The sequence below is a fragment of the Streptomyces sp. NPDC092369 genome (assembly GCF_044755245.1).
Classification (GTDB): Bacteria; Actinomycetota; Actinomycetes; order Streptomycetales; family Streptomycetaceae; genus Streptomyces.
This window is the reverse complement of record NZ_JBIVQP010000008.1, coordinates 528615-551898: the sequence shown is the minus strand read 5'-3', so window position 1 is coordinate 551898 and position 23284 is coordinate 528615. Positions and strand designations below refer to the sequence as shown.

The following is a 23284-nucleotide window of genomic DNA, read 5'->3' as shown; positions in this document are numbered from 1 at the left end:
CGCGCCACCCCGGGAGATCACTCGCCCGGCCCTACGAACACCGTCCGGCCGCCGACCACAGTCCGCAGGCATACGGGGAGGTCGTGGCCCGGGGTCAGGTCGGGCAGGCCGGGGGTGCCCGAGCGGGGGTCGGTGGACCAGCGGGCGACCCGGTCGTCGGGGGCCTGCACGACCAGCTCGTCGGTGCGCCACACGGCGTAGTCCGCGGGCGCGCCCGGCACCAGGACGCCCGCGTCGTCGCGCCCGACGGCCCGCCAGCCGCCCCGCGTGTGCGCCGTGAACGCGGCGCGCACCGAGACCCGGTGCTCCGGCGTGCGGTGGAAGGCGGCGGCGCGGACCGTGCCCCACGGGTCGAGGGGGGTGACCGGGCTGTCGGAGCCGAAGGCGAGGGGGACACCGGCCCGCAGGAGGGCCGCGTAGGGGTTCAGGGCACGCGCCCGCTCGGCGCCCAGGCGCTGGGCGTACATGCCCTCCTCGCCGCCCCACAGGGCGTCGAAGGCGGGCTGGACGGAGGCGGTGAGGCCGAGTTCGGCGAAGCCGGCGATCGTCTCGGGGGTGAGCAGTTCGGCGTGCTCGACGCGGTGGCGGGCGGCACGGATGCGGGCGAGGCCGACCTTCTCGGCGGCCGCGCGGACGCCCTCGACGACCGCGGTCAGGGCGGCGTCGCCGATCGCGTGGAAGCCCGCCTGGAGGCCCGCCTCGGTGCAGGCGACGACATGGGCGGCGACGGCGTCGGCGTTCAGGTAGCCCGCACCCGTGTGGTCGGCGTCGGTGTACGGCTGGTGCAGACAGGCGGTGTGCGAGCCGAGCGAGCCGTCCACGAAGAGGTCGCCGGCCGCTCCGGCCGCGCCCAGCGCACGCGTCTTCTCGACGTCCTGCTCGGCCCAGTAGCCGACGACCCGTGGTCCCGCCTCCTCGTCGGCGAGCCGGAGCAGGCCGGTGAAGTCGTCCTCGGAGGAGATGTCCGGCCCGGCGCACTCGTGGACCGAGCCGATGCCGAGGGAGGCCGCGTGGGCGAGGGCGGCGCGCTGGGCCTCGGCGCGCTGGGCCGGGGTGACGGCGGCGAGCGCGGCGGCGCGGACGGCGTGGTGGGCGTCCCCGGTGAGCGGGGCGTCGGCCGCGTCCAGACCGGGGGTGAGGTCGAGCAGGGCGGTGGTCACGACCGCCGAGTGGACGTCGATGCGGCTGAGGTAGAGCGGGCGCCCGCCGGTCGCCTCGTCGAGCTCGGCGCGGGTCGGGGGGCGGCCGCCGGGCCAGCGGGCCGCGTCCCAGCCGTGGCCGCGCAGGACACGGTCGTCGGGGCGGGCGGCGGCGAAGTCCCGTACGCGAACGAGGGCGGCCTCCAGCGAGGGCGCGTCGGACAGGTCGAGGCCGGTGAGAGCCAGGCCGGTCGCGGTGGTGTGCACGTGGGCGTCGGTGAACGCCGGGGTGACCAGGGCGCCGTCGAGGTCCACGGTCTCGTCGACGCCGTCCGCGAAGGCGTCGGCGGCCCCCTCGGAGCCGACCCAGGCGACCTGGCCGCGCTCCACGACCATCGCGGTCGCGAAGGGATCGGCGGGGCTGTGGACCTCGCCACGGCGGAGCAGGACGGTGCGGTGCGGGTCGGTGCGCTCACTCATGGGGAACAGTCTCGCGCCTCGGCGCGACGCCCTCGCACGCAGGTCACCCGTCGCCCGGCGACCGGGAACACCGGACCGCGGTGCGGCGGTGGTCAGATGCGCGGCGGACGGGCCTCGTACGGCGTCGACAGGACCACCGTCGTCCGGGTCGAGACGCCGGCCAGCGAGCGCAGGCGGGCGAGCAGTTCCTCGAGTTCGTGCGGGGTGGAGACGCGGACCTTGAGGATGTAGTTCTCGTCGCCGGCCACGCTGTGGCAGGCCTCGATCTCGGGGACGCCGGACAGGCGGTCGGCGATGTCGTCGGGGGCGCTGGGATCGAACGGTTTCACCGAGATGAAGGCGGTCATCGGCAGCCCGACGGCCTCGGGGTCGACCACCGCCGCGTACCCGCGGATGACCCCCCGCTGTTCCAGCCGCCGCACCCGCTGGTGCACGGCCGACGTGGACAGGCCCGTGGCCTTGCCCAGGTCTGTGTAGCTCATCCGCCCGTCCTTGACGAGCAGCTGCACGATTTGTCGGTCCAGCTCCTCCATGGCGCAAGAACCTACAGTGCCGTTGATCTCCTGGGATAGCCGAGCGGCGCAGGTCATACCCGGTTCGTGATGTGGCCGAGAGCGCCTTGTGAGCCGCCCGAGGGACAAAACGGCCGCGTCGGGCACCTGCGGACGGCATGTGACGAACGCCACAGTCGTCGGGGATTCTCCGTGATGGTCTCGTGATTACCGCCGAGACGGGGCGGGAAGTGCTTGCTGTGGTCGAGGCCGCAGCGCCTTCACGGCCCAGCCCTAGGGGGAGAACCTATGCAGAGTCTTAAGCGCCCTGGTCGTACCGCGCCCAAGCGCCTCCAGTCGGTCGTCGAAACCGAACCGGAGGGCGTCGAATCCGACGACTACGACGTGGACGAGCTCGACGCGTACGAGACGTTCGAGATGTTCCGGGTGGTCTGCCCGGACTGCGTGCAGCCGATCGCGCTGCTGGCGGACGAGGAGGTCCTGCCGGAGCACGCGCTGTGCGCGTCGCCGTGGAACCCCTTCGGGCTGACGGTCTGTGCCGGCACCGGCCGCAGCGCGTCCGAAGCGCGGTCCGCCGACGAGTCGGCCGAGCTCCAGGAGCAGGACACGGCACTGCTGTTGACGCTCCCTCAGGGACTCGACTGGCGGACCCAGCCCTTCTCGCACGTCGGCGGCGCGGGCTCGCGCCCGATGCGCGTGCCGGTGATGCGCCGCCAGGCCGCCTGACTCCTTCGCGGCCCCGCTCAATCCCAGTAACTGCCCTGCACCATGGCTCGCAGGCTGCCGTGGTGCAGGATCAGTGTGTCCGGGTCCGCCGGGACGGCCACCTCGCCGAAGTGCACCTGCCGGTAGGCGATGCGCAGCATGACGATCGCGTGCCGCAGCGCCGCGTACAGGGTGTGGAAATCCATGTCGCGCGGTGTGTGGCCGGTGAGTTGGCCATAGCGGGCCTCGACGCGGTCGCGGCGGAAGAACTCCGGCAGGCCGGGCTGTCCGAAGGCGACGGTCAGGTCCTGGAAGAAGCGGTGCAGATAGACGGTCCAGCCGAGGTCGACCTCGCGCGGGGCCAGGGCCGCCATCTCCCAGTCGAGAACGGCCACGGGGTCGAAACCGTCGTAGATGACGTTCCCGATGCGTGCGTCGCCCCAGTTGAACACCGGTGGGCCGGGGTCACGGGGCCACCGTTCCTCCAGTCGGTCGAAGGCGGCCTCGATGAGAGGTGAGCGGGCGACCCCGGCCACCACCCAGTCGTAGTAGGCGCGTTGGGCCGTGACGTGGCGGCGCAGGGTGTCGCCTTCGCCGGGGAGCGCGAGGAACTCTGCCTCCGCTAGCGGGACTTGGTCGTGCAGGCGGGCCAACAACCCCACCGACACGGCCTCCAGGTGCTCGCGTTCGGCGTCGCTCGCCGCGTGCAGCCAGTTGCCCTCGTACGTGTAGGGCATGACGTCCGGCGGGACGCGCCCCTCGACCCGCTCCATGACGAAGAAGGGCGCCCCGAGCGGGCCCGGATCCTCCTCCAGCCAGCGCACCTTCGGCACCGGCAGGTCGGAGTGCTCGGCCACCAGGCGCATCGTGCGGTACTGGCGGGGCAGGTCGTAGACCGGGAACACGGTGTACGCCCCCGGGTCGGCCGCCAGCCTCAACGCGCAGGCGGTGAAGGGCGGTTCGGGGTGCTCTATGTCGAAGAGCAGGGTCTCGCTGGACATGCCGTTCGAGGCGGGGACGGTGACCCCGGTCGCCTTGGCGCCGGGCAGCCGGGTGTCGAGCCAGGCGGTGAGGCGGCGGCCGATCTCCTGCGGGTCGCGGGTGCTGGTACGCGGACGAGGTGCCGTGGCCATGGCGCAACCTCCTTACGGAGCAACCGAGTTGAAGTCCGCGAACCCGCTCGGGTCGTGCCGCCCGAACGAGCCGTGCTCGAAGATGCCGTGTCCCACCCGGCCGCCCAGCCGGAAGCGCGCCGCGTGGTCGGTGACCCCGTAGCCGGCGAGCGGGTGGGCCGCGGTGAGGTCGTAGGTGCGCCGGTCGGTCCAGCCGCGGCCTTGCCAGGTGCCGTGCTGCCAGTCGTCGGCGGGCGGGTAGCCGGCGCCGAGGGCGAGCGGGGACGAGGTGAGGATCTCCACCTCCAGTTCCTGCGGTTTGCGCGGGTCGCCGAGGTGGACGAGGGCACGTTCGGGGTGGCGGGTGCCGGAGCGGTAGGTGATCTCCGGCTGCGGCCAGCCGAGTTGGCGGTCACGGTGGCCGGGGCGGACGAGGGTCGCGTCGTTCAGCGTGCGGTAGCCGTCCGCGTCCTCCTGGACGATCACCATCAGGAATCGGTCCTCGAAGCGGACCGGGCACCAGATCCAGTGGAAGCCCTCGGTCGGATGCTCCTCGGCGAGCCGGCCGCCCTCCTCCCCCGGTATCGGCCGCACCCCCCAACTGCGGTCGCGGGTACCGGTCCACTCCCCCGCGGTGACCCGGAACTCCTCCCCTCCGGCCCGCACGAAGCCCTCCACGCTCCCTGCCTGCACAAAGCGCCGCCCCTCCAACGTGAGCCGGTCGCCCCGGCGTTGGAGGTGGTGAGGTTCCCAGAGCGCGGGGAAGCCGGCGGTCCAGGTGAGGTCGTACGACAGTGAGTCGTCCTGGGAGACCAGCCGCAGCCGGCCGAGCGGCTCCTGGACCTCGATGCGCAGCGGGCCCACTTCGAGCCGCATGCGGTCCTCGCCGAGGGCGTCGGAGGCGCGGACCGCGTGCAGGGTGTCGCCGGTGCGCAGGGTCGCGTAGGCGTCGATCACGCCGACGTTCGGATAGACCCCGAGGCCCAGGATCAGCAGGGCCTGGCCCTCGTGATCGAGGACGTGGAAGATGCAGCGGTCGTAGGCGTTCCGGTCACCCGTCGCCATGTGCTTCATGGAGAGGGGCACCTGGTGCACGGGGTACTCGTCGAGCGGTACGGGGCGGTCGTCGGCCACGCCAAACCTCCCTGGGGACGGCTGGGCTGACGGTACGTCAGATGAGCGCGGGTGGCCAGACTCGGTGCGGGGACCGGCACCGGACCTGGTCTCGGCCGGCCGGACTCAGCGCGAGGACCGACACCCGACGGGTCGCGAACTCACGCTCGATTCCGCGCATCGGTGACCTGTCCGGTCACCCCGCGTTGCCCTGGTATGACCCCTACGAGCCCCGCCTACCCGGCGACCGAGAGGCGGCGTCGCAGCTACGTCCCGCCACCCGCAGGAACGGTTCAGCCCGCGCCTCCGCAGCACCTCGATCCGCCGATCTACCGCGATCTGCTGCGCACCTGGGCCGACCGCGGCCGCACCCTGCCGGGGCGGTACGACCCGGAGTGGGTCAGGCTCGCCGCCCCGACGGTCACCCCGGGTCAGTTCAGCGGGTCTCCGGACCCGCTAGGTGGCGGGCGATGACCATCCGCTGGATCTGGTTGGTGCCCTCGACGATCTGCAGGACCTTGGCCTCGCGCATGTAGCGCTCGGCCGGGAAGTCGGCGGTGTAGCCGTACCCGCCGAGGACCTGGACGGCGTCGATCGTGACCTTCATCGCCGTGTCGGTGCAGTGCAGCTTGGCCATGGCCGCCTGCTTGGCGAACGGCCGCCCCGCGTCCCGCAGTCGCGCCGCCGCCAGGTACAGGGCGCGGCCCGCCTCGATCTGGGTCGCCATGTCGGCGAGCATGAACCGCAGCCCCTGGAAGTCGGCGATGGGCCGCCCGAACTGCCGGCGCCCGGTGGCATATCCGACCGCCTCGTCGAGGGCCGCCTGGGCGAGACCGATGGCGCAGGCCGCGATGCCGAGCCGGCCGGAGTCGAGCGAGGCCAGGGCGATCGCGAAGCCCTGGCCCTCGTCGCCGAGCCGCCGCTCGTCGCCGACCCGGACCCCGTCGAAGTGGACCTGCGCAGTGGGCGAGCCCTTCATGCCCATCTTCTTCTCGGGCGCCGCGCCGCTGACACCCTCGGCGTCGGCCGGCACCAGGAAGGCGGTGATGCCCCGGGCGCCCTCCTCGCCGGTGCGGGCCATGACCGTGTAGAAATCGGCGATGCCGCCGTGCGTGATCCAGGCCTTGGTGCCGGTGATCACCCAGTCGTCGCCGTCCCGGACGGCCTTCGTGCGCAGGGAGGCCGCGTCGGATCCCGAGGAGGGTTCCGAGAGGCAGTACGCGCCGAGCAGGCCGCCGCCGAGCATCGCGGGCAGGTGCTCGACCTGCTGCTGCTTGGTGCCGTAGGCCGCGAGCGCGTAGCTGGCGAGGGTGTGCACGCTGACGCCGAGGCCGACGGTGAGGCGGGCCGCGGCGAGCTCTTCGAGGACCTGGAGGTAGACCTCGTAGGGCTGGTCGCCGCCGCCGTACTCCGAGTCGTAGGGAAGTCCGAGCAGTCCCGACTGCGACAGGAGGGTGAAGACCTCGCGCGGGAAGCGGCCGGAGTCCTCCTCCTGGGCCGCCTTCGGGGCGATCTCGTGCTGCGCGATGTCGCGGACGAGCGAGATCAGCTCCCGGGCCTCGTCCGTGGGCAGTTGCCGGTCCACCGGCTGCGGGGCGCGGTCGGGCATGTCGACGCTCTCCTCCCTGTTCGGGCACATCGGCGGACGTGCGTCTTGGGTGGACGCGGCGTCGCCGGGTCGTACTCGGTGCCTGGCCGGTGCTCCGCTTCCGGGTCTCGGAAGCTGCTGACCAGCGGCTGTGCGCTGTGAGTATGCCCGATCGGAGGCACCCAGTCACCAGTTAACGACCGCTCACTTCAAGACTATCGCGCGTCACCGACAACCCCCGCCGAAGCACCCCCGGATGGGTCCGTACCACCGTCGGATTGGTCCGCACCATTGACCGAACTGGTCTAGTCCTCCTACTGTTCATTGCCAACGCTTTACCGCGTTCATGCCAATCGCCGTGCGTTCCCCTCTCCCCCAGGAGGAGACACCGATGCACCGTCCGCACTTCTCCCGCGCCCCCTTCCGGGCGCTCGTCTCGGCCGCGTGTTGCGCGGTCCTCGGCGCCGGGCTGCTGGCCGGCGCCACCAACGCCACCGCGAAACCCGCCGCGCCCGCGGCGCAGGCCGCCGCCGGGTCCAAGGTCGTCGGTTACTTCACCGAATGGGGTACCTACGACCGCAAGTACCTCGCCAAGAACGTCGAGACCTCCGGCTCGGCGGCCAAGCTCACGCACATCAACTACGCCTTCGGCAACGTCACCGGCGGCAAGTGCGCCATGGGCGACGCCTACGCGGCGACCGACCGGACCTACACCGCCGCCGAGTCGGTGGACGGTGTCGCCGACACCTGGGACCAGCCGCTGCGCGGCAACTTCAACCAGCTGCTGAAGCTGAAGAAGAAGCACCCGAACCTCAAGATCATCTGGTCCTTCGGCGGTTGGACCTGGTCCGGCGGCTTCGGCGAGGCGTCCAAGAACCCGGCCGCGTTCGCCCAGTCCTGCTACGACCTGGTGAAGAACTCCAAGTGGGCCGGCGTCTTCGACGGCATCGACATCGACTGGGAGTACCCCAACTCCTGCGGCCTGTCCTGCGACACCAGCGGGCGTGAGTCCTTCAAGAACCTGATGTCCGCGCTGCGTTCGAAGTTCGGCTCCTCCAGCCTGGTCACCGCGGCCATCACCGCCGACGCCACCGCCGGCGGCAAGATCGACGCGGCGAACTACGCGGGCGCGGCCCAGTACGTCGACTGGTACAACCCGATGACGTACGACTACTTCGGCGCCTGGGACGCGGCGGGACCGACGGCCCCGCACTCCCCGCTGAACTCCTACACGGGCATCCCGAAGGCGAACTACTACACCTCGGCGACCATCAGCAAGCTCCGGGGTCTCGGCATCCCCGCCTCGAAGCTGCTGCTCGGCATCGGCTTCTACGGCCGCGGCTGGACCGGCGTCACGCAGGCGGCGCCCGGTGGCACCGCGACCGGTCCGGCGACCGGCACGTGGGAGGCGGGCATCGACGACTACAAGGTGCTCAAGACCAAGTGCCCGGCGACCGGCACCGTGGCGGGCACCGCGTACGCCAAGTGCGGGAACAACTGGTGGAGTTACGACACCCCGGCGACCATCGGCACGAAGATGACGTACAAGAACCAGCAGGGCCTCGGCGGCACCTTCTTCTGGGAGCTGAGCGGGGACACCACGAACGGTGAGCTGATCAAGGCCATCAACTGACCTTCAGCAAAGGGTGACTTAGGGCGGTGGTCCGGCCACGGGCCGCCGCCCCTTTGTCAGTTGGCCCGGTCAGGTGTCGCGGCGCGCGGGTGCCGGGGCCGGGTAGGAGGGGTCCAGTTCCTCGATGGCGCGCATGGCGCCGCCGAGCGTCTTGACCAGGATCTCGCGCATGGTCTCGCGGGACAGCGAGGGGCGGTCGATCCAGTCGAGGGTGGCGCCCTCGACACCGCACACCCACGCGAACAGGCCCATACGGGCCAGCGGCGCGATGTCGGTACGGCCGTACGCCCCGTCGGCGATGGTCGCGACGATCGCCTCGCGCACCCCGTCCCGGACGGCGTGCACCTCGGCGTCGAAGCCGACGCCACCGCTGACGATCGTGCGGTAGGCGGCCTGGTTGTTCTCGGCCCAGCGCAGATAGCTGTCCATCGTGCGCTGGACCCGGTCCACCTGCGGCAGTTCGAGTCCGCTCGCGGCGAAGGTGATCAGGTCGGCGACCGAGTCGTGGATGATCGCCAGGTAGTAGCCGCGCTTGGACTGGAAGTAGTAGTAGATCAGCCCCTTGGCGACATGCGCCTGCCGGGCGATGTCGTCCATCGAGAGCGCGTCGTACGACGTGTCGGCGAACAACTTCCGCCCGATGGCGATCAGTTCGGCCCGGCGCGCCAGCGAGCGCTCCGTGCCGCGCGCCCGCGGTCGGACGGCGTCGCTGTGGTGGCTGATGTTCAAATTCGACCCTGTTTCCAAAGGGCGGTGGGACTTCCGCAGTATGGCAGGTCGTATGTGTCAGGTCACAGCAGTCCGAGCTGGGCCACGAGCATCGCGACGACCACGACGAGGGTCCAGCCCATGACGTGCTCCAGGACCTTCGGGCCGTCGTCCTTGGGACCGCCGGTGCGGGCTCGGGCGGCGGTGGCTGAGTGTGTCGTCATGGCTTCTCGCTGAGGTCGGATGCGTCGGTGGATTCCCCCACCGATCCGTCCACCTTGCCACTGATCAGCCCTTTTGCGTCCGAGAGCTTGGTCACACGGGGTTTGGTTTCCGGACAGGCGCGGGGGGCCGGTCTCCCAGCACCCCGCGCCTGTCCGTTCCTGTGCGTTCCTGTCCGCTCAGCGCACGCCGACCGCCGCGAGCGCCTTGCGTTGGCGGTGGCTGGGATCCGCCGGGAAGTAGAGGTAGCAGACCCCGCCGGTGCCGGAGACGACCTTGCCGGAGGCGTTGTACCGCTTGGTCCGCAGCCAGATGTTCTCGAATTCCCGCCGCTTGTAGACGCGCCGCACCGCCGCGTCGCTGGCCGAGAAGGGGTCGTTGGCGATCACATCGCCGTCGGCCGTGAAGCCGATCACCGTCATCAGGTGCCCGGAGGTCCCGTAACCCGCCCCGGTCAGCTCCTCCTTGAGGAAGGACTGGGACGTTATGGCCGGGACGCCGGCCGCGATCAGCGTCTCCAGGTCGGTGAGCGAACCGAGCCGGGTCACCACGCCCTGCAGATCCTTGAAGGTGGCCGCGTAGGCCGCGTTGAACGGCCAGTTGCCGCAGCCCGCGTACTGGTAGTCGTAGGTGTAGCGGGCCGCGTGGCACACCTGCGGGTCGGCGAACGCCGGGTCCACCCACGCCAGTTGCTCGGGGGTGAGCCGGCCGCCCCAGTACTCGATGATCATCTGCGAGGAGGTGGGGCTGCACCAGGCCTCGCCGCCGTTGTCGTACTCGGGGTACTGGCCGGCGTGGATCTCCTGCGAGTAGCGCGGGACGATCAACTCCTGGGCCAGGCCCGGGGTCGAGGCAGGGACGGTGAAGCGGTCCGGGACGTCGGAGCCCATCGCGCCGAGCCGCCACACCGTGGGCGTGAGCCGGGTGCCGGGCTTGCGGTAGAGGGTCAGCCGCAGCCGGTACGACACCAGGCGCAGGCCGGTGGTGGCGTCGTCGATGGCGAAGGTGTCGGTCCAGACCGTGCTCCTGCCGTCGGTCTGGTCGTCGACCGACGTCCGCTTGATGTCCCCGTCACCGGCGGCCCAGCGGCCCATGACGTACCAGGGCGTGGCCGTGCCGTCGGAGTAGGTCCCGGTCAGCTCGACCTGGATCCAGGTGCCGGCCGGGGTGCGCGCGTTCCAGGAGGAGATCACCTCGGTGGCCGGGACAGCGAGCTTGTGGACGGGGGACGTCCAGGTCGCGTACTCCCAGGCGGCGGTCGTGCCGGTGTGCGGGTCGGTGTAGTCGGTCGTCCCGGCCGGGGCCGCGATCACCACGCCGGGACGGGCGCCCGCGAGCGCCCGGGCCCCCTTGGCGGTACCGCCGCGCCAGTCGGTGTACGTCGTCCAGGCCCGGTAGTCGACCTGGCGGCCCTGCCGGGCCGGGATGTCGCCGGCGTCCACGGAGTCGGTCGCGTCGGCGGCGACCGCGGGTCCGGCGCTGCCCACCACGGCCGCGGCGACCGCGGCGGCCAGGACGGTTCTGCGGGACGGCTGTTCGGCTCTGCTCATAAGTGGAGAGACCCCCGTGTGTCCGATTCGGTGCTGGTCCCATGCACGGTGCGCTGCACGGTTGTGGGCCAACTATGACCGCACGTGACCGCTCCTGCCAGCACTTCCGTCCATGGCACGCCCACCAATATTGGTCTCGACCGCTGGCGTGACCGCATCAGGAACACGGTGGGGTGAGCGTCCCGGGATCCCGCCCCGAACACCCTCGTGAGACACTGCCCACCGCTCATCCCATATCGGCCCATTTCGCCACCGCACAGCCAAGGAACAGCCATTCACGACCTCGCCTCCCGGCTCCGTCACCTTCCCGCCTCCTGCGGCCCGGTCCGCCTGGTCGGCGTCGACGGGCACGCCGGCTCCGGAAAGACCACGTTCACCGGGGAGTTGAGCCGCGCCCTCGACGACGCCCCGGTGCTGCACCTCGACGACATCGCCAGCCACGACGAGTTGTTCGCGTGGACCGGGCGACTGCTGACGCAGGTGATCGAGCCGCTGTGCCGCGGCGAGCGCGCCGAGTACACCCCCTACGACTGGCACGCCCGCCGCTTCGGACCGCCCCGCGCACTTCCGCCCGCCACGGTCGTCCTGATCGAGGGCGTCGGTGCGGGCCGCCGGGCACTGCGCCCGCATCTCGCGTGTCTGCTGTGGATGGAGTTGCCCTCCGAGGAGTCGTGGACACGGGGGCTCAGGAGGGACGGGGAGGAACAGCGGGACTTCTGGGGCGAGTGGGTCACGGTGGAGCGTCTGCATTTCGCCGAGGATCCTTCACGACCGTTCGCCGACGCCTTGGTACGGCAGTGCGTGAAGGGGTACGAGGTGCTCCCGGGGCCGGGGAACACCGCTGGACCGGACCAGGAAATCACGCTGGGTGACGGACCATCCGCAGTGTGCTGAACTTGTGAAGACGCCCCTTCGGCAACTTGCCGGAGTGCCTCAACTCGGCTTGACCGGGGGGCCGTACAGGACTTACGTTCTGAATGTGCGGCCATGCGAAGCCGCCCAGAAACGCGAAGCCCCCGGTTGTTCCCCCGTGATCGGGGGCTTCGTTCTGCCCGCGTCCCGCCATCCGGACGCTGTACGGCGCAATTCGCTCACGCACGGTGACCGTTCCCGATGCGCCCCCTCTGCTCCCACCTCGACAAACGGCCTGTGCGGCACCCTACGGCGGGCGACACCTGCGCAGGTACGATGCCCTCGGTGCGACCTTCGGACGGCTGCGCGCACCGCAACTCCGGTCCGCGGCACGGCGGTTCGATCAAGGAGGCCGACGGGCAACGGCCCGCCGGCCAACCGACGGGGGCACGGTTTGTGGGGGACGTGATGGACTTCGGCACGCGGGGCCCCGAGGCCCCGGCCGACCTCGCCTGGCTGCGAGGTGTGGATGCCTACACGATGGGCGCCTATCCGCAGGCGGAGGAGGAGTTCCGGGCCGCGGTGCGGATGGATCCCGGGATGGCCGACGGATGGCTCGGTCTGCACGCGCTGCGCGCCGACACGACGACCGCGCTGCTGCGGATGTTCCGGCACCGCGACCGCTTCGGCGAACAGCGCGCCCGGCACCGGCGTTCCCTCAACTCCTGGTACTGGCTGGGCTGGTGGGTGCAGCCCGTGCTGGAGAGCCCGCGCGATCTGCTGCTCGCGCACGCCTCGCACTGGCTGGACGGACGGCATGTCCCCGAGCTGGACCGGGCCCTGGCGGGCCTGCCGCCGGTGGACGCCGACCACCAGGTCCGCTTCCTGCACGCCTGCCGTGCCTACCTGGTCAAGGACTGGGAGCAACTCGTCCGGCACACCGACCCGTTGATCGACGACGCCCTGCTCGGCATCGAGGCGGGTCTGTTCGGCGGCATGGCGCGGGTCCGTCTGGAGATGTACGGGCAGGCCGAGCCCCTGCTCGCCTCCGCGCTGATGCGCTGTCGCAGCGAACAGCCGCAGCGCAAGGAGCTGCGCTACTGGCTGGCGCGGGCCCACGAGGGCACCGGCCGCTCGGCCGCCGCGCTCCCCCTCTACCGGGCCGTGCACCGCGTCGACCCCGCCTTCATGGACACCTCGGCCCGGCTCGCGGCGATCTCCGAGGGCGACGGGTACGACGAGGCCACCGACCTCGCGGCGATCACCCTCTCCGGCGGCGCGGACGCGCTGGAGGGGCCGGACAGCCTGGACCCGCTCTTCGGCGCCGAGGGCCGCGACCTGCGGCTGTCCGAGCCGGAGTTGCCGCCGACCGGTCCGCTGCCGTCGGTGATCGATCCGACCGTGCGGGAGAAGAACGCCACGACGTCGTCGGCGCTGCCCACCGGCCCGACCGACCCCGCATTACTCGAGGAGGCGCTCGCCGAACTGGAGCGCATGGTGGGCCTTGAGCCCGTGAAACGCCAAGTCAAAGCGCTGTCGGCGCAGTTGAACATGGCCCGGCTGCGTGCCGGGCAGGGCCTGCCGGTCCAGCCGCCCAAGCGGCACTTCGTCTTCTCCGGGCCCTCGGGCACCGGCAAGACCACGGTCGCCCGCATCCTGGGCCGCGTCTTCTACGCGCTGGGTCTGCTCGGCGGCGACCATCTGGTGGAGGCCCAGCGCGCCGACCTGGTCGGCGAGTACCTCGGGCAGACCGCCGTGAAGGCCAACGAGCTGATCGACTCGGCGATCGGCGGGGTCCTCTTCGTCGACGAGGCGTACTCGCTCTCCAACTCCGGTTACGGCAAAGGGGACGCGTACGGCGACGAAGCCTTGCAGGTGCTGTTGAAGCGCGCCGAGGACAACCGGGATCACCTGGTCGTCATACTGGCCGGCTATCCCGAGGGGATGGACCGGCTGCTCGCCGCGAACCCCGGTCTGTCGTCGCGCTTCACCACGCGGGTCGACTTCCCGTCCTACCGTCCCCTCGAACTCACCTCCATCGGCGAGGTGTTGGCCGCGGAGAACGGGGACGTGTGGGACGAGGAGGCTCTTGACGAGCTGCGGTCCATCGCGGGGCATGTGGTGGATCAGGGGTGGATCGACGAACTCGGCAACGGGCGGTTCCTGCGCACCCTTTACGAGAAGAGCTGCGCGTACCGGGATCTTCGGCTGTCGACGTATCCGGGTGTGCTGACGCGTGATGATCTGTCGACGTTGCGGCTGCCGGATCTCATGCAGGCGTATGGAGAGGTGTTGTCCGGACGGGGGCCGCAGGACCCTGCAGGGATGTGACGGTCGCGAGAGCGCGATTGGTTCTGTGTGATGCGCGGCTGCGGGGGCGTGGGGGCCCGTCGCGCAGTTCCCCGCGCCCCTGGGTGGGTGCGGGGGAACCGCGTCGGTCAGCACCGCCTGCCTCAGCGCGCCAAGGCCTGCTCCGGGTCGGCGGTGGTCGAAGCCTGCTCCGCGTTGTCGCTCGCTCGCGGCTCCGTCACCTTGACCTCCGGAGTCTCCCTGTGCGCCGGGTCCGTCACCTCGCCCACCAGTAGCTCCAGGACGTCCTCCAGGGCCACCAGGCCCAGGACCTTGCCGGAGGTGTCGGCGATCTGGGCGAGGTGGGTGGCCGCTCGGCGCATCACCGTCAGGGCGTCGTCCAGGGGGAGTTCGGCCCGTAGGGTCGTCATCGGGCGCCACAACTGTTGCGGCACCGCGCGGTCCGAGTCCTCCAGGTCCAGGACGTCCTTCACGTGCAGGTAGCCCATGAAGGCGCCGTTGTCGGCGGCGATCGGGAAGCGGGAGTAGCCGGTGCGGCCCGTGAGTTCGACGATCCTGCCCGGCGTCACCGACGGGCTGACCGTGATCAGGGACTCGCGCTTGAGGAGTACGTCCGTCACCGGGCGGGAGCCCAGCTCCAGGGCGTCCTCCAGGCGCTCCTGCTCCTCGGGGTCGAGCAGACCCGCCTGACCGGAGTCCTCCACCAGGCGGTTGAGCTGCTCGCTGGTGAAGACCGCCTCGACCTCGTCCTTGGGCTCGACGTGGAAGAGCCGAAGGATGGCCTGGGCGCAGGCGCCGAGGGCGACGGTGATGGGCCGGCACACGCGGGCGAAGGCGACCAGGCCGGGGCTGAGCCACAGCGCGACCTTCTCAGGAGCCGCCATCGCGAGGTTCTTCGGGACCATCTCGCCGATCACGAGGTGGAAGAAGACGACGGCGGCGAGCGCGATGACGTAGCCGAGCGGGTGGATCATCCCCTCGGGCAGACGGACCCACTCGAAGACCGGTTCCAGCAGGTGGGCGACCGTCGGTTCGGCGACCGCGCCCAGGGTCAACGAGCAGACGGTGATGCCGAACTGAGCCGCGGCCATCATCTGCGGCAGCCGCTCCAGGCCGTACAGGACCTGGCGGGACCTGGCCGTGCCGAGCGGTTCGATCTGGCTGCGGCGCACGGAGACGAGGGCGAACTCGGCGCCGACGAAGAAGCCGTTGGTGAGCACGAGCAGTCCGGCGAACAGGAGTTGGAGCACGCTCATCGGGCGACCTCCACGACCGACCCGGTCCGCACCAGGCGGACGCGCTCGGCGCGGTAGTGGCCGACGCGTCGCACGGTGAGCCGCCAGCCCGGCAGTTCGGCCCGGTCACCGGCGGCCGGGATCCGGCCGAGCAGGTCGGCGACGAGACCGGCGACGGTTTCGTACGGCCCCTCGGGCACGTCCAGGCCTATGCGTTGCAGGATGTCGACCCGGCAGCTGCCGTCGGCGTCCCAGGCGGGCCTGCCGTCCTCCGGCGGTGCGGCGGCGAGTTCGGGCACGTCCTGTCCGTCGTGCTCGTCGCGGACCTCGCCGACGATCTCCTCGACGATGTCCTCCAGCGTGACCACGCCGGCCGTGCCGCCGTACTCGTCGACGACCACCGCGATGGGCTGCTCGCTGCGCAACTGACTGAGCAGCGGCTGCACCGGCAGGGTCTCGGGGACCAGCAGCGCCGGGCGGGCGATGCGGCCGACGGGGGTGCGCAGGCGGTCGTGCGCGGGGACCGCGAGGGCGTCCTTGAGGTGGACCATGCCGACGACCTCGTCGATCTTCTCCCGGTAGACGGGGAAGCGGGACAGGCCGGTGGCGCGGGTCAGATTGACCACGTCCTCGGCGGTCGCCGACGACTGCAGGGCGCTCACCTTCACACGCGGTGTCATGACGTGCTGCGCGGTCAGTTCGGCGAGCGACAGGGTCCGTACGAACAGGTCGGCGGTGTCCTGTTCGAGGGTGCCGGCCTGGGCCGAGTGGCGGGCGAGGGAGACGAGTTCGCCCGGGGTGCGGGCGGAGGCCAGCTCCTCGGCGGGCTCGACGCCCAGGGCCCGCACCAGGCGGTTGGCCACGGTGTTCAGCGCGGAGATGACCGGGCGGAACAGCCGTGCGAAGGCGTGCTGCGGGCCCGCGACGAAGCGCGCGACCTGCATGGGCTTGGACACCGCCCAGTTCTTGGGCACGAGTTCGCCGATCACCATCTGCACGGCCGAGGCCAGCAGCATGCCGACGACCACCGCCACCCCGGACACCGCGCCCTCGGGGACGCCGACGGCCGTGAACGGGCCGTGCAGCAGTTCCGCGAGCGCCGGTTCGGCGAGCATGCCGACGACGAGGGAGGTGATGGTGATGCCGAGCTGGGTGCCGGAGAGCTGGAAGGAGAGTTCCTTGAGGGACTCCGCGACTCTGCGGGCCCGTCGGTCGCCCTCGGCCGCGGCCTTCTCGGCGTCCGTCGACTCGACCGTGACCAGGCCGAACTCGGCCGCCACGAAGAAGCCGTTGGCGAGGATCAACAGGAATGCCGCTCCGAGAAGCAGCAGGGGGATGGTCATGATGCCGCCGCCTCGATATGTCGTGAGGGGGCGGCGCAGGTACTACAGGACGATCCGTCCATCGCTGGAGGGAGTCACTCCTCGGGTAGCAGGGGGCCTCTGAGGACCGGTGGGAACATCAGTGGCGGAGGCGCAACGAAAACGCCTCCGCCAACAGATTAATCAAGACATGGGTCTCTAGGGCAGATCCCTTGTCGAGTGGGCTTCGGCGAGCGCCCGCAGGGCGCGCGCGTCGGCGATGGCGTGCTGCTTGGCGATGCCCGGCTGGATGCCGAGCGCGGGCAGGCTGGTCCCGTCACTGAGGTTGAGGAACACCCACGGGTCGCCCGGCCGCAGGTTGACCTGCAGGATCTCCGCCCAGGCAAGGCGGCGCCTGCTGGCGATGTTGACCACGGTCACACCGGACTCGTCGGCGACGACCTTCACCCGGGCCAGCATCGCGAGCACACCGAAGAGCAGCGCGGCCGTGACGATGAAACTCAGCCGCTCACCGGGGCCGAGCTGCTCCAGGAGCATCGCGACCGTCGTGATGACCACGAAGATCACGGCACCGGCGACGAGCAGCACGGCGCGCGTACGGCCCGGCCGGAAGGTGACGGGGAGAACTGGCAGATCGGACATGACTCGTACGTCCCTCAGAGCCGGCAGGCGTGGATCGCCGTGGTCAGGATGGCGCGGGCGCCGATGTCGTACAGGTCGTCCATGATCCGCTGGGCCTCCTTGGCGGGGACCATGGCACGGACGGCGACCCAGCCCTCGTTGTGCAGCGGGGAGACGGTCGGCGACTCCAGACCCGGGGTCAGCGCGACGGCCTTCTCCAGCTGCTCGACGCGGCAGTCGTAGTCCATCATCACGTACGTCCGCGCCACCAGGACGCCCTGGAGGCGGCGCAGGAACTGCTGCACCTTCGGCTCGGCGGCCTCGTCGGCGTCCGCGCCGGTGCGCCGGATCACGATCGCCTCGGACTTCATGATCGGCTCGCCGAAGACCTCAAGGCCCGCGTTGCGCAGGCTGGTGCCGGTCTCGACGACGTCGGCGATGACCTCGGCGACACCGAGCTCGATGGCGGTCTCTACGGCGCCGTCCAGGTGCACGACGGAGGCGTCGACGCCGTTGTCGGCGAGGTACTTGGCGACGATCCCCTCGTAGGAGGTGGCGACCGTCTTGCCCTTGAGGTCCGCGAGGGTCTTCGCGGCGCCGGGCTTGGAGGCGAAGCGGAATGTGGAGCGGGCGAAGCCGAGCGGCAGGATCGCCTCGGCGCTCGCGCCGGAGTCGATCAGCAGGTCGCCACCGGTGATGCCGATGTCGAGGCGGCCGGAGGAGACGTAGATCGCGATGTCACGGGGGCGGAGGTAGAAGAACTCCACCTCGTTGACCGGGTCGACGATCCGCAGTTCCTTGGACTCGCGGCGCTGCTGGTAGCCGGCCTCATGGAGCATGTCCGCCGCAGGTCCTGAGAGGGAACCCTTGTTGGGGACGGCGATGCGCAGCATGAGGTCGGCTTCCTTCGCGTGACGGTTTTGTACGGGTTTACGTGGAACCAGGAGACGTGCGGGCCTGGAGACTTACAGGTGGGCGTAGACGTCGTCCAGCGAGATTCCGCGGGCGACCATCATCACCTGGACGTGGTACAGCAGCTGCGAGATCTCCTCGGCGGCCGCTTCCTTGCCCTCGTACTCGGCGGCCATCCAGACCTCGGCGGCCTCTTCGACGACCTTCTTGCCGATGGCATGGACGCCCTTGCCGACCAGCTCTGCGGTGCGGGAAGTGGCGGGGTCGCCGGTGGCGGCCTTGTGCTGGAGCTCGGTGAAGAGCTCCTCGAACGTCTTATTGGACATGATGGTGCTCAGCCTATGCGCAAGTGCCCGGCACTCACCTCCAGGGTTCAGATACTGAGCGGAGAGTGGCCGCCGTCGCCACCGCGGCCGTCACCGCCTCGTGCCCCTTGTCCTCGTTGGAGCCCGCAAGGCCCGCCCGGTCCAGGGCCTGCTCCTCGGTGTCGCAGGTCAGCACGCCCATGCCGACGGGGACGCCGGTCTCGACCGAGACCTGGGTCAGGCCCTGGACCACGCCCTGGCACACGTACTCGAAGTGGGGGGTGCCGCCGCGGATGACGACGCCGAGGGCGACGATCGCGTCGTAGCCCCGGCCCGCCAACACCTTGGCCACCACCGGGAGTTCCCAGCTGCCGGGGACCCGGAGCAGGGTCGGCTCGTCGATGCCCAGGTCGTGCAGGGCGCGCAGGGCGCCGTCCACCAGTCCGTCCATCACCTTCTCGTGCCACTGTGCCGCGATGACGGCGACCCGCAGGTCTCCGACGTTGCGTACGGACAGGTCCGGTGCGCCCTTGCCGCTCACGTTCTCTCGTCTCCTCTGTGCCGGTCCGTGCCGGGCTCGAAAAACGTTGCTGTTACTGGTTGTTGCAGGTGGACAGGGGTGCCGCCGGAGCCGCGTCCAGCCACGGCAGGTCGTGGCCCATCCGGTCGCGCTTGGTGCGCAGGTAGCGGAGGTTGTGCTCGCCCGCCTGTACGGGCATCGGCTCCCGGCCGGTGATCTTGAGGCCGTGCCGCAGCAACGCGTCCGTCTTGTCGGGGTTGTTGGTCATCAGCCGCACGCTGCGCACCCCGAGGTCCTCCAGGATCTGCGCGCCGGCGCCGTAGTCCCGGGCGTCGGCGGGCAGGCCGAGTTCGAGGTTGGCGTCGAGGGTGTCGCGGCCGCGCTCCTGGAGTTCGTACGCCCGGAGCTTGGACAGCAGCCCGATGCCGCGGCCCTCGTGGCCGCGCAGGTAGACGACCACGCCCCGGCCCTCCTCCTGGATGCGCTCCAGGGAGGCCTCCAGCTGCGGGCCGCAGTCGCAGCGCAGGGAGTGGAAGACATCGCCGGTCAGGCACTCGGAGTGGACGCGGACCAGGACGTCCTCGCCCTCGCCGATCTCGCCGTGGACGAGGGCTACGTGCTCGACGCCGTCGACGGTGGAGCGGTAGCCGTACGCCGTGAACTCGCCGTGCTTGGTGGGCAGTCGGACCTCGGCCTCGCGGCGGACGGTGGGCTCGGCGGCCTGGCGGTAGGCGATCAGGTCCTCGATGGAGATGATCGTCAGGCCGTGCTTGCGGGCGAACGGGATCAGTTCGGGCAGGCGGAGCATCCGGCCGTCCTCACCCGCGATCTCGACGATCGCGCCGGCCGGGCGCAGGCCCGCGAGGCGGGCGAGGTCGACGGCGGCCTCGGTGTGGCCGTTGCGGGTCAGCACCCCGCCGTCCCGTGCGCGCAGCGGGAAGATGTGGCCGGGGCGGACGAGTTCGTCGGCCTGGGCCGTGCCGCTCGCGAGCAGCCGAAGCGTGGTCGCCCGGTCGGCGGCCGAGATACCGGTGGTCACACCGTGAACGGCCGAGGCGTCGACCGACACCGTGAACGCGGTCTTCATGGACTCGGTGTTGTCCTCGACCATCTGCGGCAGCTTGAGCCGGTCCAGCTCGTCGCCCTCCATGGGGGCGCAGATCAGACCGCGGCACTCGCTCATCATGAAGGCGACGATCTCGGGCGTGACCTTCTCGGCGGCGACGACGAGGTCGCCCTCGTTCTCGCGGTCCTCGTCGTCGACGACCACGATCGGGCGGCCGGCCGCGATGTCGGCGATGGCCTGCTCGACCGGGTCCAGGGACCAGTCCTCGATGCCGTCTGTGCTGTAGAGAATCGGTGCCGATGTCATGCCGGCGCTCCTTCCAGGACGGGCCGCGCGCCGTCGCGGGAGCGCAGCCACCAGTCGCGCATGCCCCACAGGACGAGTGCGCCGTAGATGACGTAGACGAAGCCGGAGAAGGCGTAGCCGTTGGCGAAGTTGAGGGGGACGCCGACGAGGTCGACGAGGAGCCAGGCGAACCAGAACTCGACCATGCCGCGCGCCTGGGCGTACATGGCGACGACGGTGCCGACGAAGATGTAGGCGTCCGGCCAGGGGTCCCAGGACAGGGACGGGTAGGCCTTGAAGAGCAGGGCCACCGCGACCGTGCCGACGGCCGCGGCGCCGATCATCGCGCCGCGCTCGCGCCAGGTGGCGAACCGCGGGGCGATGTGACCGTCGGCTCCCGTGCCCTTGTTGCGGTTCCACTGCCACCAGCCGTACAGCGCGACGACCACGACGACGGCCTGCTTGCCGGCGCTGCCGGTCAGATGGCCGTAGAAGGCGCCGAAGAGGATGAGGCCGGAGGCGAACTGCACCGGCCAGCTCCACAGGTTGCGCCGCCAGCCGAGGGCCAGGGCGATCAGGCCGAGGATGTTGCCGATCATGTCCGACCAGAGGATGTGCTGGCCGAACAGGACGAAGGCCTCGGAGTTGAGGGAGTTCACCTGCCCGCTCCCTGGCTGGACGCGAGCAGCCGCTCGACGTACTTGGCGACGATGTCCACCTCGAGGTTGACCGGGTCGCCGGGCTGCTTGAGGCCGAGCGTGGTCAGGGCGAGGGTGGTGGGGATCAGGCTGACGGTGAAGTAGTCGGGGCCCGCGTCGACGACGGTGAGGCTGATGCCGTCGACGGTGATGGAGCCCTTCTCCACGACGTACCTGGCCAGGTCCGCGGGGAGGGAGATCTTGATGATCTCCCAGTTCTCCGACGGCTTGCGCTCCAGCACCGCGCCGGTGCCGTCCACGTGCCCCTGCACGATGTGCCCGCCCAGGCGGTCGCCCACGGCGGTGGGGCGTTCGAGGTTGACGCGGGAGCCGACGGCGAGGGCACCGAGGCTGGAACGGTTGAGGCTCTCGGCCATCACGTCGGCGGTGAACTCGTCACCCTCGTGCTCGACGACGGTGAGACAGACCCCGTTCACGGCGATGGAGTCGCCGTGCTTCGCTCCGTCGGTGACGACGGGGCCGCGCAGACGGAAGCGGGACGAGTCGCCGAGATTCTCGACGGCGGTGACCTCACCCAGCTCTTCGACGATTCCGGTGAACACTTCCCGGGTCCTCCTGCCACATCGGGCACGGACTCCGGGGCCTGTCGATGACGACAGAATCGAGCGAACGAGAACACCGGGGGCGACGCCGAGAGGGACCCGCCCGACAGGGCGAGCCCAGAAACGGCGACGCGCACACAAATGGTGCTCGTCCGCCGCGCACTGCCTCCCATCCGGACTTTAACCGTCGGTCCAGGAATTTCACCTGGTCAACCGGTCACTGGAAGTGACCGGGTCGCGGACTGTAACCGCCGGTTCGGACTTTCACCGACCCCGGAGTGCGCTGCTTCTGGTACACGGCCAGTCTGCCACGCCTGATCCAGGTCCATACGGGCGAACGATGTGGGGTGGCTCACAGGCGACGTCGCTGGACTTCTCAACAGGGCATTCCTTGAGGAACCCTTTGGTCTAGTCCTTTCCGAGGTACCCTGAACCGGTCCGGCGACGGTGACGACGGCCCTTGCCCGTCGCCGGGCCTCCCAACGCGCGCCACGGCTTCGAGCATCACGGACGGTCGAGGGCGCGCGCGGCTCACCGCCCCGGCGCGAACAACTCCTCCTGCGCCCGGTCCCGCGCCGTCAGCAGCGCCCCGCGCAGCACCGCCCCACCGCCCAGCGCACCGGCCCGCACCTCCGTCGGCAGCGGTGACATCCGGCGCAGCCGCGCCTCCACCCGCCCCGCCAGCTCCGCTCCCCCGGCCTGCCCGACCTCGCCGCCGAGCACCACGCAGCCGGGGTCGAGGATCGCGACGACGGAGGCGACGCCCACGGCGACACGGTCGGCGAGCGCGTCGAGGAAACGGTCGGCATCGGTACCGCGGCCGGTCACAGCAGCGCGTACGAGCCCAGCCGCGACCGGTTCGTAGGGTCCCGACTCCGCCACCACCCCGTACCCCTGGGCCAGTTCGGCGATCGCCGACGACCCCGCCAGCGTGTGGAAGCCGCCCTCGCAGTCCGTGGCGGACGGCAGCCCCGCCGTCCCCGGCACCGGCAGGAACCCGATCTCACCCGTGCCGCCCGACGCGCCGCGGCGCAGGGTGCCGTCCAGGACGACCGCCGCTCCGGTGCCGTGGCCGAGCCAGAGCAGGACGAAGGTGTCGCGGTCCTGGGCCGCTCCGTCGCGCTGCTCCGCGAGGGCCGCGAGGTTGGTCTCGTTCTCGACGCTGACGCGGGCCTCGGGAAGCCGTTCCTGGAGGGCGGTGGCCAGCCGGCGGTGCCAGGCGGGCAGGCCCGAGGAGTCGCGGAGTTCGCCGGTGACCGGGTCGATCAGACCGGGGGCGCCGATGCCGACGGTGTGCAGACGGTCGGCGCCGGCCTCCTTGACCACCCGCTCGACCAGGGCGACCGCCTGTTCCACGGCGGGGCCGGTCCCGGTGTCGTCGCCGATCGGCACGGACGCCTCGGCGAGGACCTGGCCGACCAGGTCCGACACGACCACCCAGACGCCCTCGGTACGCACGTCCAGGGCGGCCAGTTGGGCCCGGTCGGTGACGATCCCGTACAGCTTCGCGTTCGGCCCGCGCCGCTGTTCGCCCGCCTCGCCGACCACCGTGATCAGGCCGGAGGCGGTGAGCCGCTCGACGAGGTCGGCGACCGTCGGGCGGGACAGTCCGGTCAGCTGCTTGAGCTGCCCCGCCGTCAACGGGCCCTCCTGCTGGAGCAGTTGGAGGGCGACCCGGTCGTTGATGGCCCGGGCGGTGCTCGGTGATGCGGGCATGCCGAGATCCTTCCAGATCGGCGCTGCCGTACGGCAGTGGGGACGGGTACTCGGCCCGAGTGCCCGCGGCCATTATTGCCCTATCTATCAGGCAGGGTTCCTGATAGTTTACGCGGC

General features: G+C 70.9%; 22 protein-coding genes and 1 riboswitch. Of the genes, 4 read left to right on the top strand and 18 right to left on the bottom strand.

The features are described from left to right. Positions 1–17: 17 nt before the first annotated feature. Both ACIQI8_RS40490 and ACIQI8_RS40485 read right to left on the bottom strand, forming a co-directional pair. Positions 18–1619: an amidohydrolase gene (locus tag ACIQI8_RS40490; RefSeq protein ID WP_402362604.1), complete on the bottom strand. Its 1602-nt coding sequence runs from the start codon at positions 1617–1619 to the stop codon at positions 18–20. 92 nt (positions 1620–1711) lie between these two features. After that, a complete protein-coding gene (locus ACIQI8_RS40485; protein ID WP_124002917.1) occupies positions 1712–2152 on the bottom strand; it encodes an Lrp/AsnC family transcriptional regulator in 441 nt (146 codons plus the stop codon). Between the two features lie 267 nt (positions 2153–2419). Between ACIQI8_RS40485 and ACIQI8_RS40480 the strand changes: the two genes are divergently transcribed. After that, positions 2420–2857 carry a hypothetical protein gene (locus ACIQI8_RS40480; protein WP_402362600.1) on the top strand — a complete coding sequence of 146 codons (438 nt, stop codon included), beginning with the start codon at positions 2420–2422 and terminating at the stop codon, positions 2855–2857. Between the two features lie 17 nt (positions 2858–2874). On the opposite strand, the gene ACIQI8_RS40475 is transcribed toward ACIQI8_RS40480, so the two are convergent. From ACIQI8_RS40475 to ACIQI8_RS40465, 3 genes are all read right to left on the bottom strand, one after another. Beyond that, entirely contained in the window at positions 2875–3969 is a 1095-nt protein-coding gene (locus ACIQI8_RS40475; RefSeq protein WP_402362597.1) for a phosphotransferase family protein, read from the bottom strand. Between the two features lie 12 nt (positions 3970–3981). After that, positions 3982–5082: a hypothetical protein gene (locus ACIQI8_RS40470; protein ID WP_402362594.1), complete on the bottom strand. Its 1101-nt coding sequence runs from the start codon at positions 5080–5082 to the stop codon at positions 3982–3984. A 415-nt stretch (positions 5083–5497) separates the two neighbouring features. Beyond that, on the bottom strand, positions 5498–6670 hold the full coding sequence (locus ACIQI8_RS40465) for an acyl-CoA dehydrogenase family protein (RefSeq protein WP_402362591.1): 1173 nt from the start codon (positions 6668–6670) through the stop codon (positions 5498–5500). A 370-nt stretch (positions 6671–7040) separates the two neighbouring features. Here ACIQI8_RS40465 and ACIQI8_RS40460 point away from each other — a divergent pair, with 370 nt between their 5' ends. After that, the gene (locus ACIQI8_RS40460) at positions 7041–8282 is read left to right on the top strand and encodes a glycoside hydrolase family 18 protein (protein ID WP_402362588.1); all 1242 of its coding nucleotides are present in this window, start codon (positions 7041–7043) and stop codon (positions 8280–8282) included. 69 nt (positions 8283–8351) lie between these two features. On the opposite strand, the gene ACIQI8_RS40455 is transcribed toward ACIQI8_RS40460, so the two are convergent. From ACIQI8_RS40455 to ACIQI8_RS40445, 3 genes are all read right to left on the bottom strand, one after another. Beyond that, positions 8352–9011, bottom strand: coding sequence for a TetR/AcrR family transcriptional regulator (locus tag ACIQI8_RS40455; protein WP_402362585.1), 660 nt, complete (start codon positions 9009–9011; stop codon positions 8352–8354). A gap of 62 nt (positions 9012–9073) precedes the next feature. After that, a complete protein-coding gene (locus ACIQI8_RS40450) occupies positions 9074–9214 on the bottom strand; it encodes an SCO1431 family membrane protein (protein WP_124002909.1) in 141 nt (46 codons plus the stop codon). 177 nt (positions 9215–9391) lie between these two features. After that, a complete protein-coding gene (locus ACIQI8_RS40445) occupies positions 9392–10762 on the bottom strand; it encodes a peptidase C39 family protein (RefSeq protein WP_402362582.1) in 1371 nt (456 codons plus the stop codon). 243 nt (positions 10763–11005) lie between these two features. Between ACIQI8_RS40445 and ACIQI8_RS40440 the strand changes: the two genes are divergently transcribed. Together ACIQI8_RS40440 and ACIQI8_RS40435 are read left to right on the top strand one after the other, a co-directional pair. After that, the gene (locus ACIQI8_RS40440; protein ID WP_402362812.1) at positions 11006–11656 is read left to right on the top strand and encodes a uridine kinase; all 651 of its coding nucleotides are present in this window, start codon (positions 11006–11008) and stop codon (positions 11654–11656) included. Positions 11657–12082: 426 nt separating this feature from the next. Beyond that, positions 12083–13945 carry an AAA family ATPase gene (locus tag ACIQI8_RS40435; RefSeq protein WP_402362809.1) on the top strand — a complete coding sequence of 621 codons (1863 nt, stop codon included), beginning with the start codon at positions 12083–12085 and terminating at the stop codon, positions 13943–13945. Between the two features lie 122 nt (positions 13946–14067). Here ACIQI8_RS40435 and ACIQI8_RS40430 read toward each other — a convergent pair whose 3' ends face one another. The 10 genes from ACIQI8_RS40430 to ACIQI8_RS40385 form a co-directional block, all read right to left on the bottom strand. Continuing rightward, entirely contained in the window at positions 14068–15180 is a 1113-nt protein-coding gene (locus ACIQI8_RS40430) for a hemolysin family protein (RefSeq protein ID WP_402362579.1), read from the bottom strand. Beyond that, positions 15177–16502 carry a hemolysin family protein gene (locus tag ACIQI8_RS40425; RefSeq protein WP_402362576.1) on the bottom strand — a complete coding sequence of 442 codons (1326 nt, stop codon included), beginning with the start codon at positions 16500–16502 and terminating at the stop codon, positions 15177–15179. Before ACIQI8_RS40425 ends, ACIQI8_RS40430 begins: the two co-directional genes overlap by 4 nt. Positions 16503–16679: 177 nt before the next feature. Next, positions 16680–17123 (bottom strand): PH domain-containing protein, encoded by a 444-nt coding sequence (locus ACIQI8_RS40420; protein ID WP_402362573.1) that lies wholly within the window; start codon positions 17121–17123, stop codon positions 16680–16682. 14 nt (positions 17124–17137) lie between these two features. Beyond that, positions 17138–17995 carry an ATP phosphoribosyltransferase gene (gene hisG / locus ACIQI8_RS40415; RefSeq protein ID WP_402362570.1) on the bottom strand — a complete coding sequence of 286 codons (858 nt, stop codon included), beginning with the start codon at positions 17993–17995 and terminating at the stop codon, positions 17138–17140. A gap of 72 nt (positions 17996–18067) precedes the next feature. Further along, a complete protein-coding gene (locus ACIQI8_RS40410) occupies positions 18068–18340 on the bottom strand; it encodes a phosphoribosyl-ATP diphosphatase (protein WP_006378313.1) in 273 nt (90 codons plus the stop codon). 34 nt (positions 18341–18374) lie between these two features. After that, a complete protein-coding gene (ribH, locus tag ACIQI8_RS40405; RefSeq protein ID WP_124002903.1) occupies positions 18375–18860 on the bottom strand; it encodes a 6,7-dimethyl-8-ribityllumazine synthase in 486 nt (161 codons plus the stop codon). A 52-nt stretch (positions 18861–18912) separates the two neighbouring features. Next, positions 18913–20211 (bottom strand): bifunctional 3,4-dihydroxy-2-butanone-4-phosphate synthase/GTP cyclohydrolase II, encoded by a 1299-nt coding sequence (locus ACIQI8_RS40400; protein ID WP_402362566.1) that lies wholly within the window; start codon positions 20209–20211, stop codon positions 18913–18915. Then, a complete protein-coding gene (locus ACIQI8_RS40395) occupies positions 20208–20849 on the bottom strand; it encodes a nicotinamide riboside transporter PnuC (RefSeq protein WP_402362563.1) in 642 nt (213 codons plus the stop codon). The genes ACIQI8_RS40400 and ACIQI8_RS40395 overlap by 4 nt, the downstream gene beginning before the upstream one ends. After that, the gene (locus tag ACIQI8_RS40390; protein WP_124002900.1) at positions 20846–21451 is read right to left on the bottom strand and encodes a riboflavin synthase; all 606 of its coding nucleotides are present in this window, start codon (positions 21449–21451) and stop codon (positions 20846–20848) included. Before ACIQI8_RS40390 ends, ACIQI8_RS40395 begins: the two co-directional genes overlap by 4 nt. A 155-nt stretch (positions 21452–21606) precedes the next feature. Continuing rightward, a riboswitch (FMN riboswitch) is annotated at positions 21607–21737 on the bottom strand. A 245-nt stretch (positions 21738–21982) separates the two neighbouring features. Next, a complete protein-coding gene (locus ACIQI8_RS40385; RefSeq protein ID WP_402362560.1) occupies positions 21983–23167 on the bottom strand; it encodes an ROK family transcriptional regulator in 1185 nt (394 codons plus the stop codon). Positions 23168–23284: the final 117 nt, after the last annotated feature.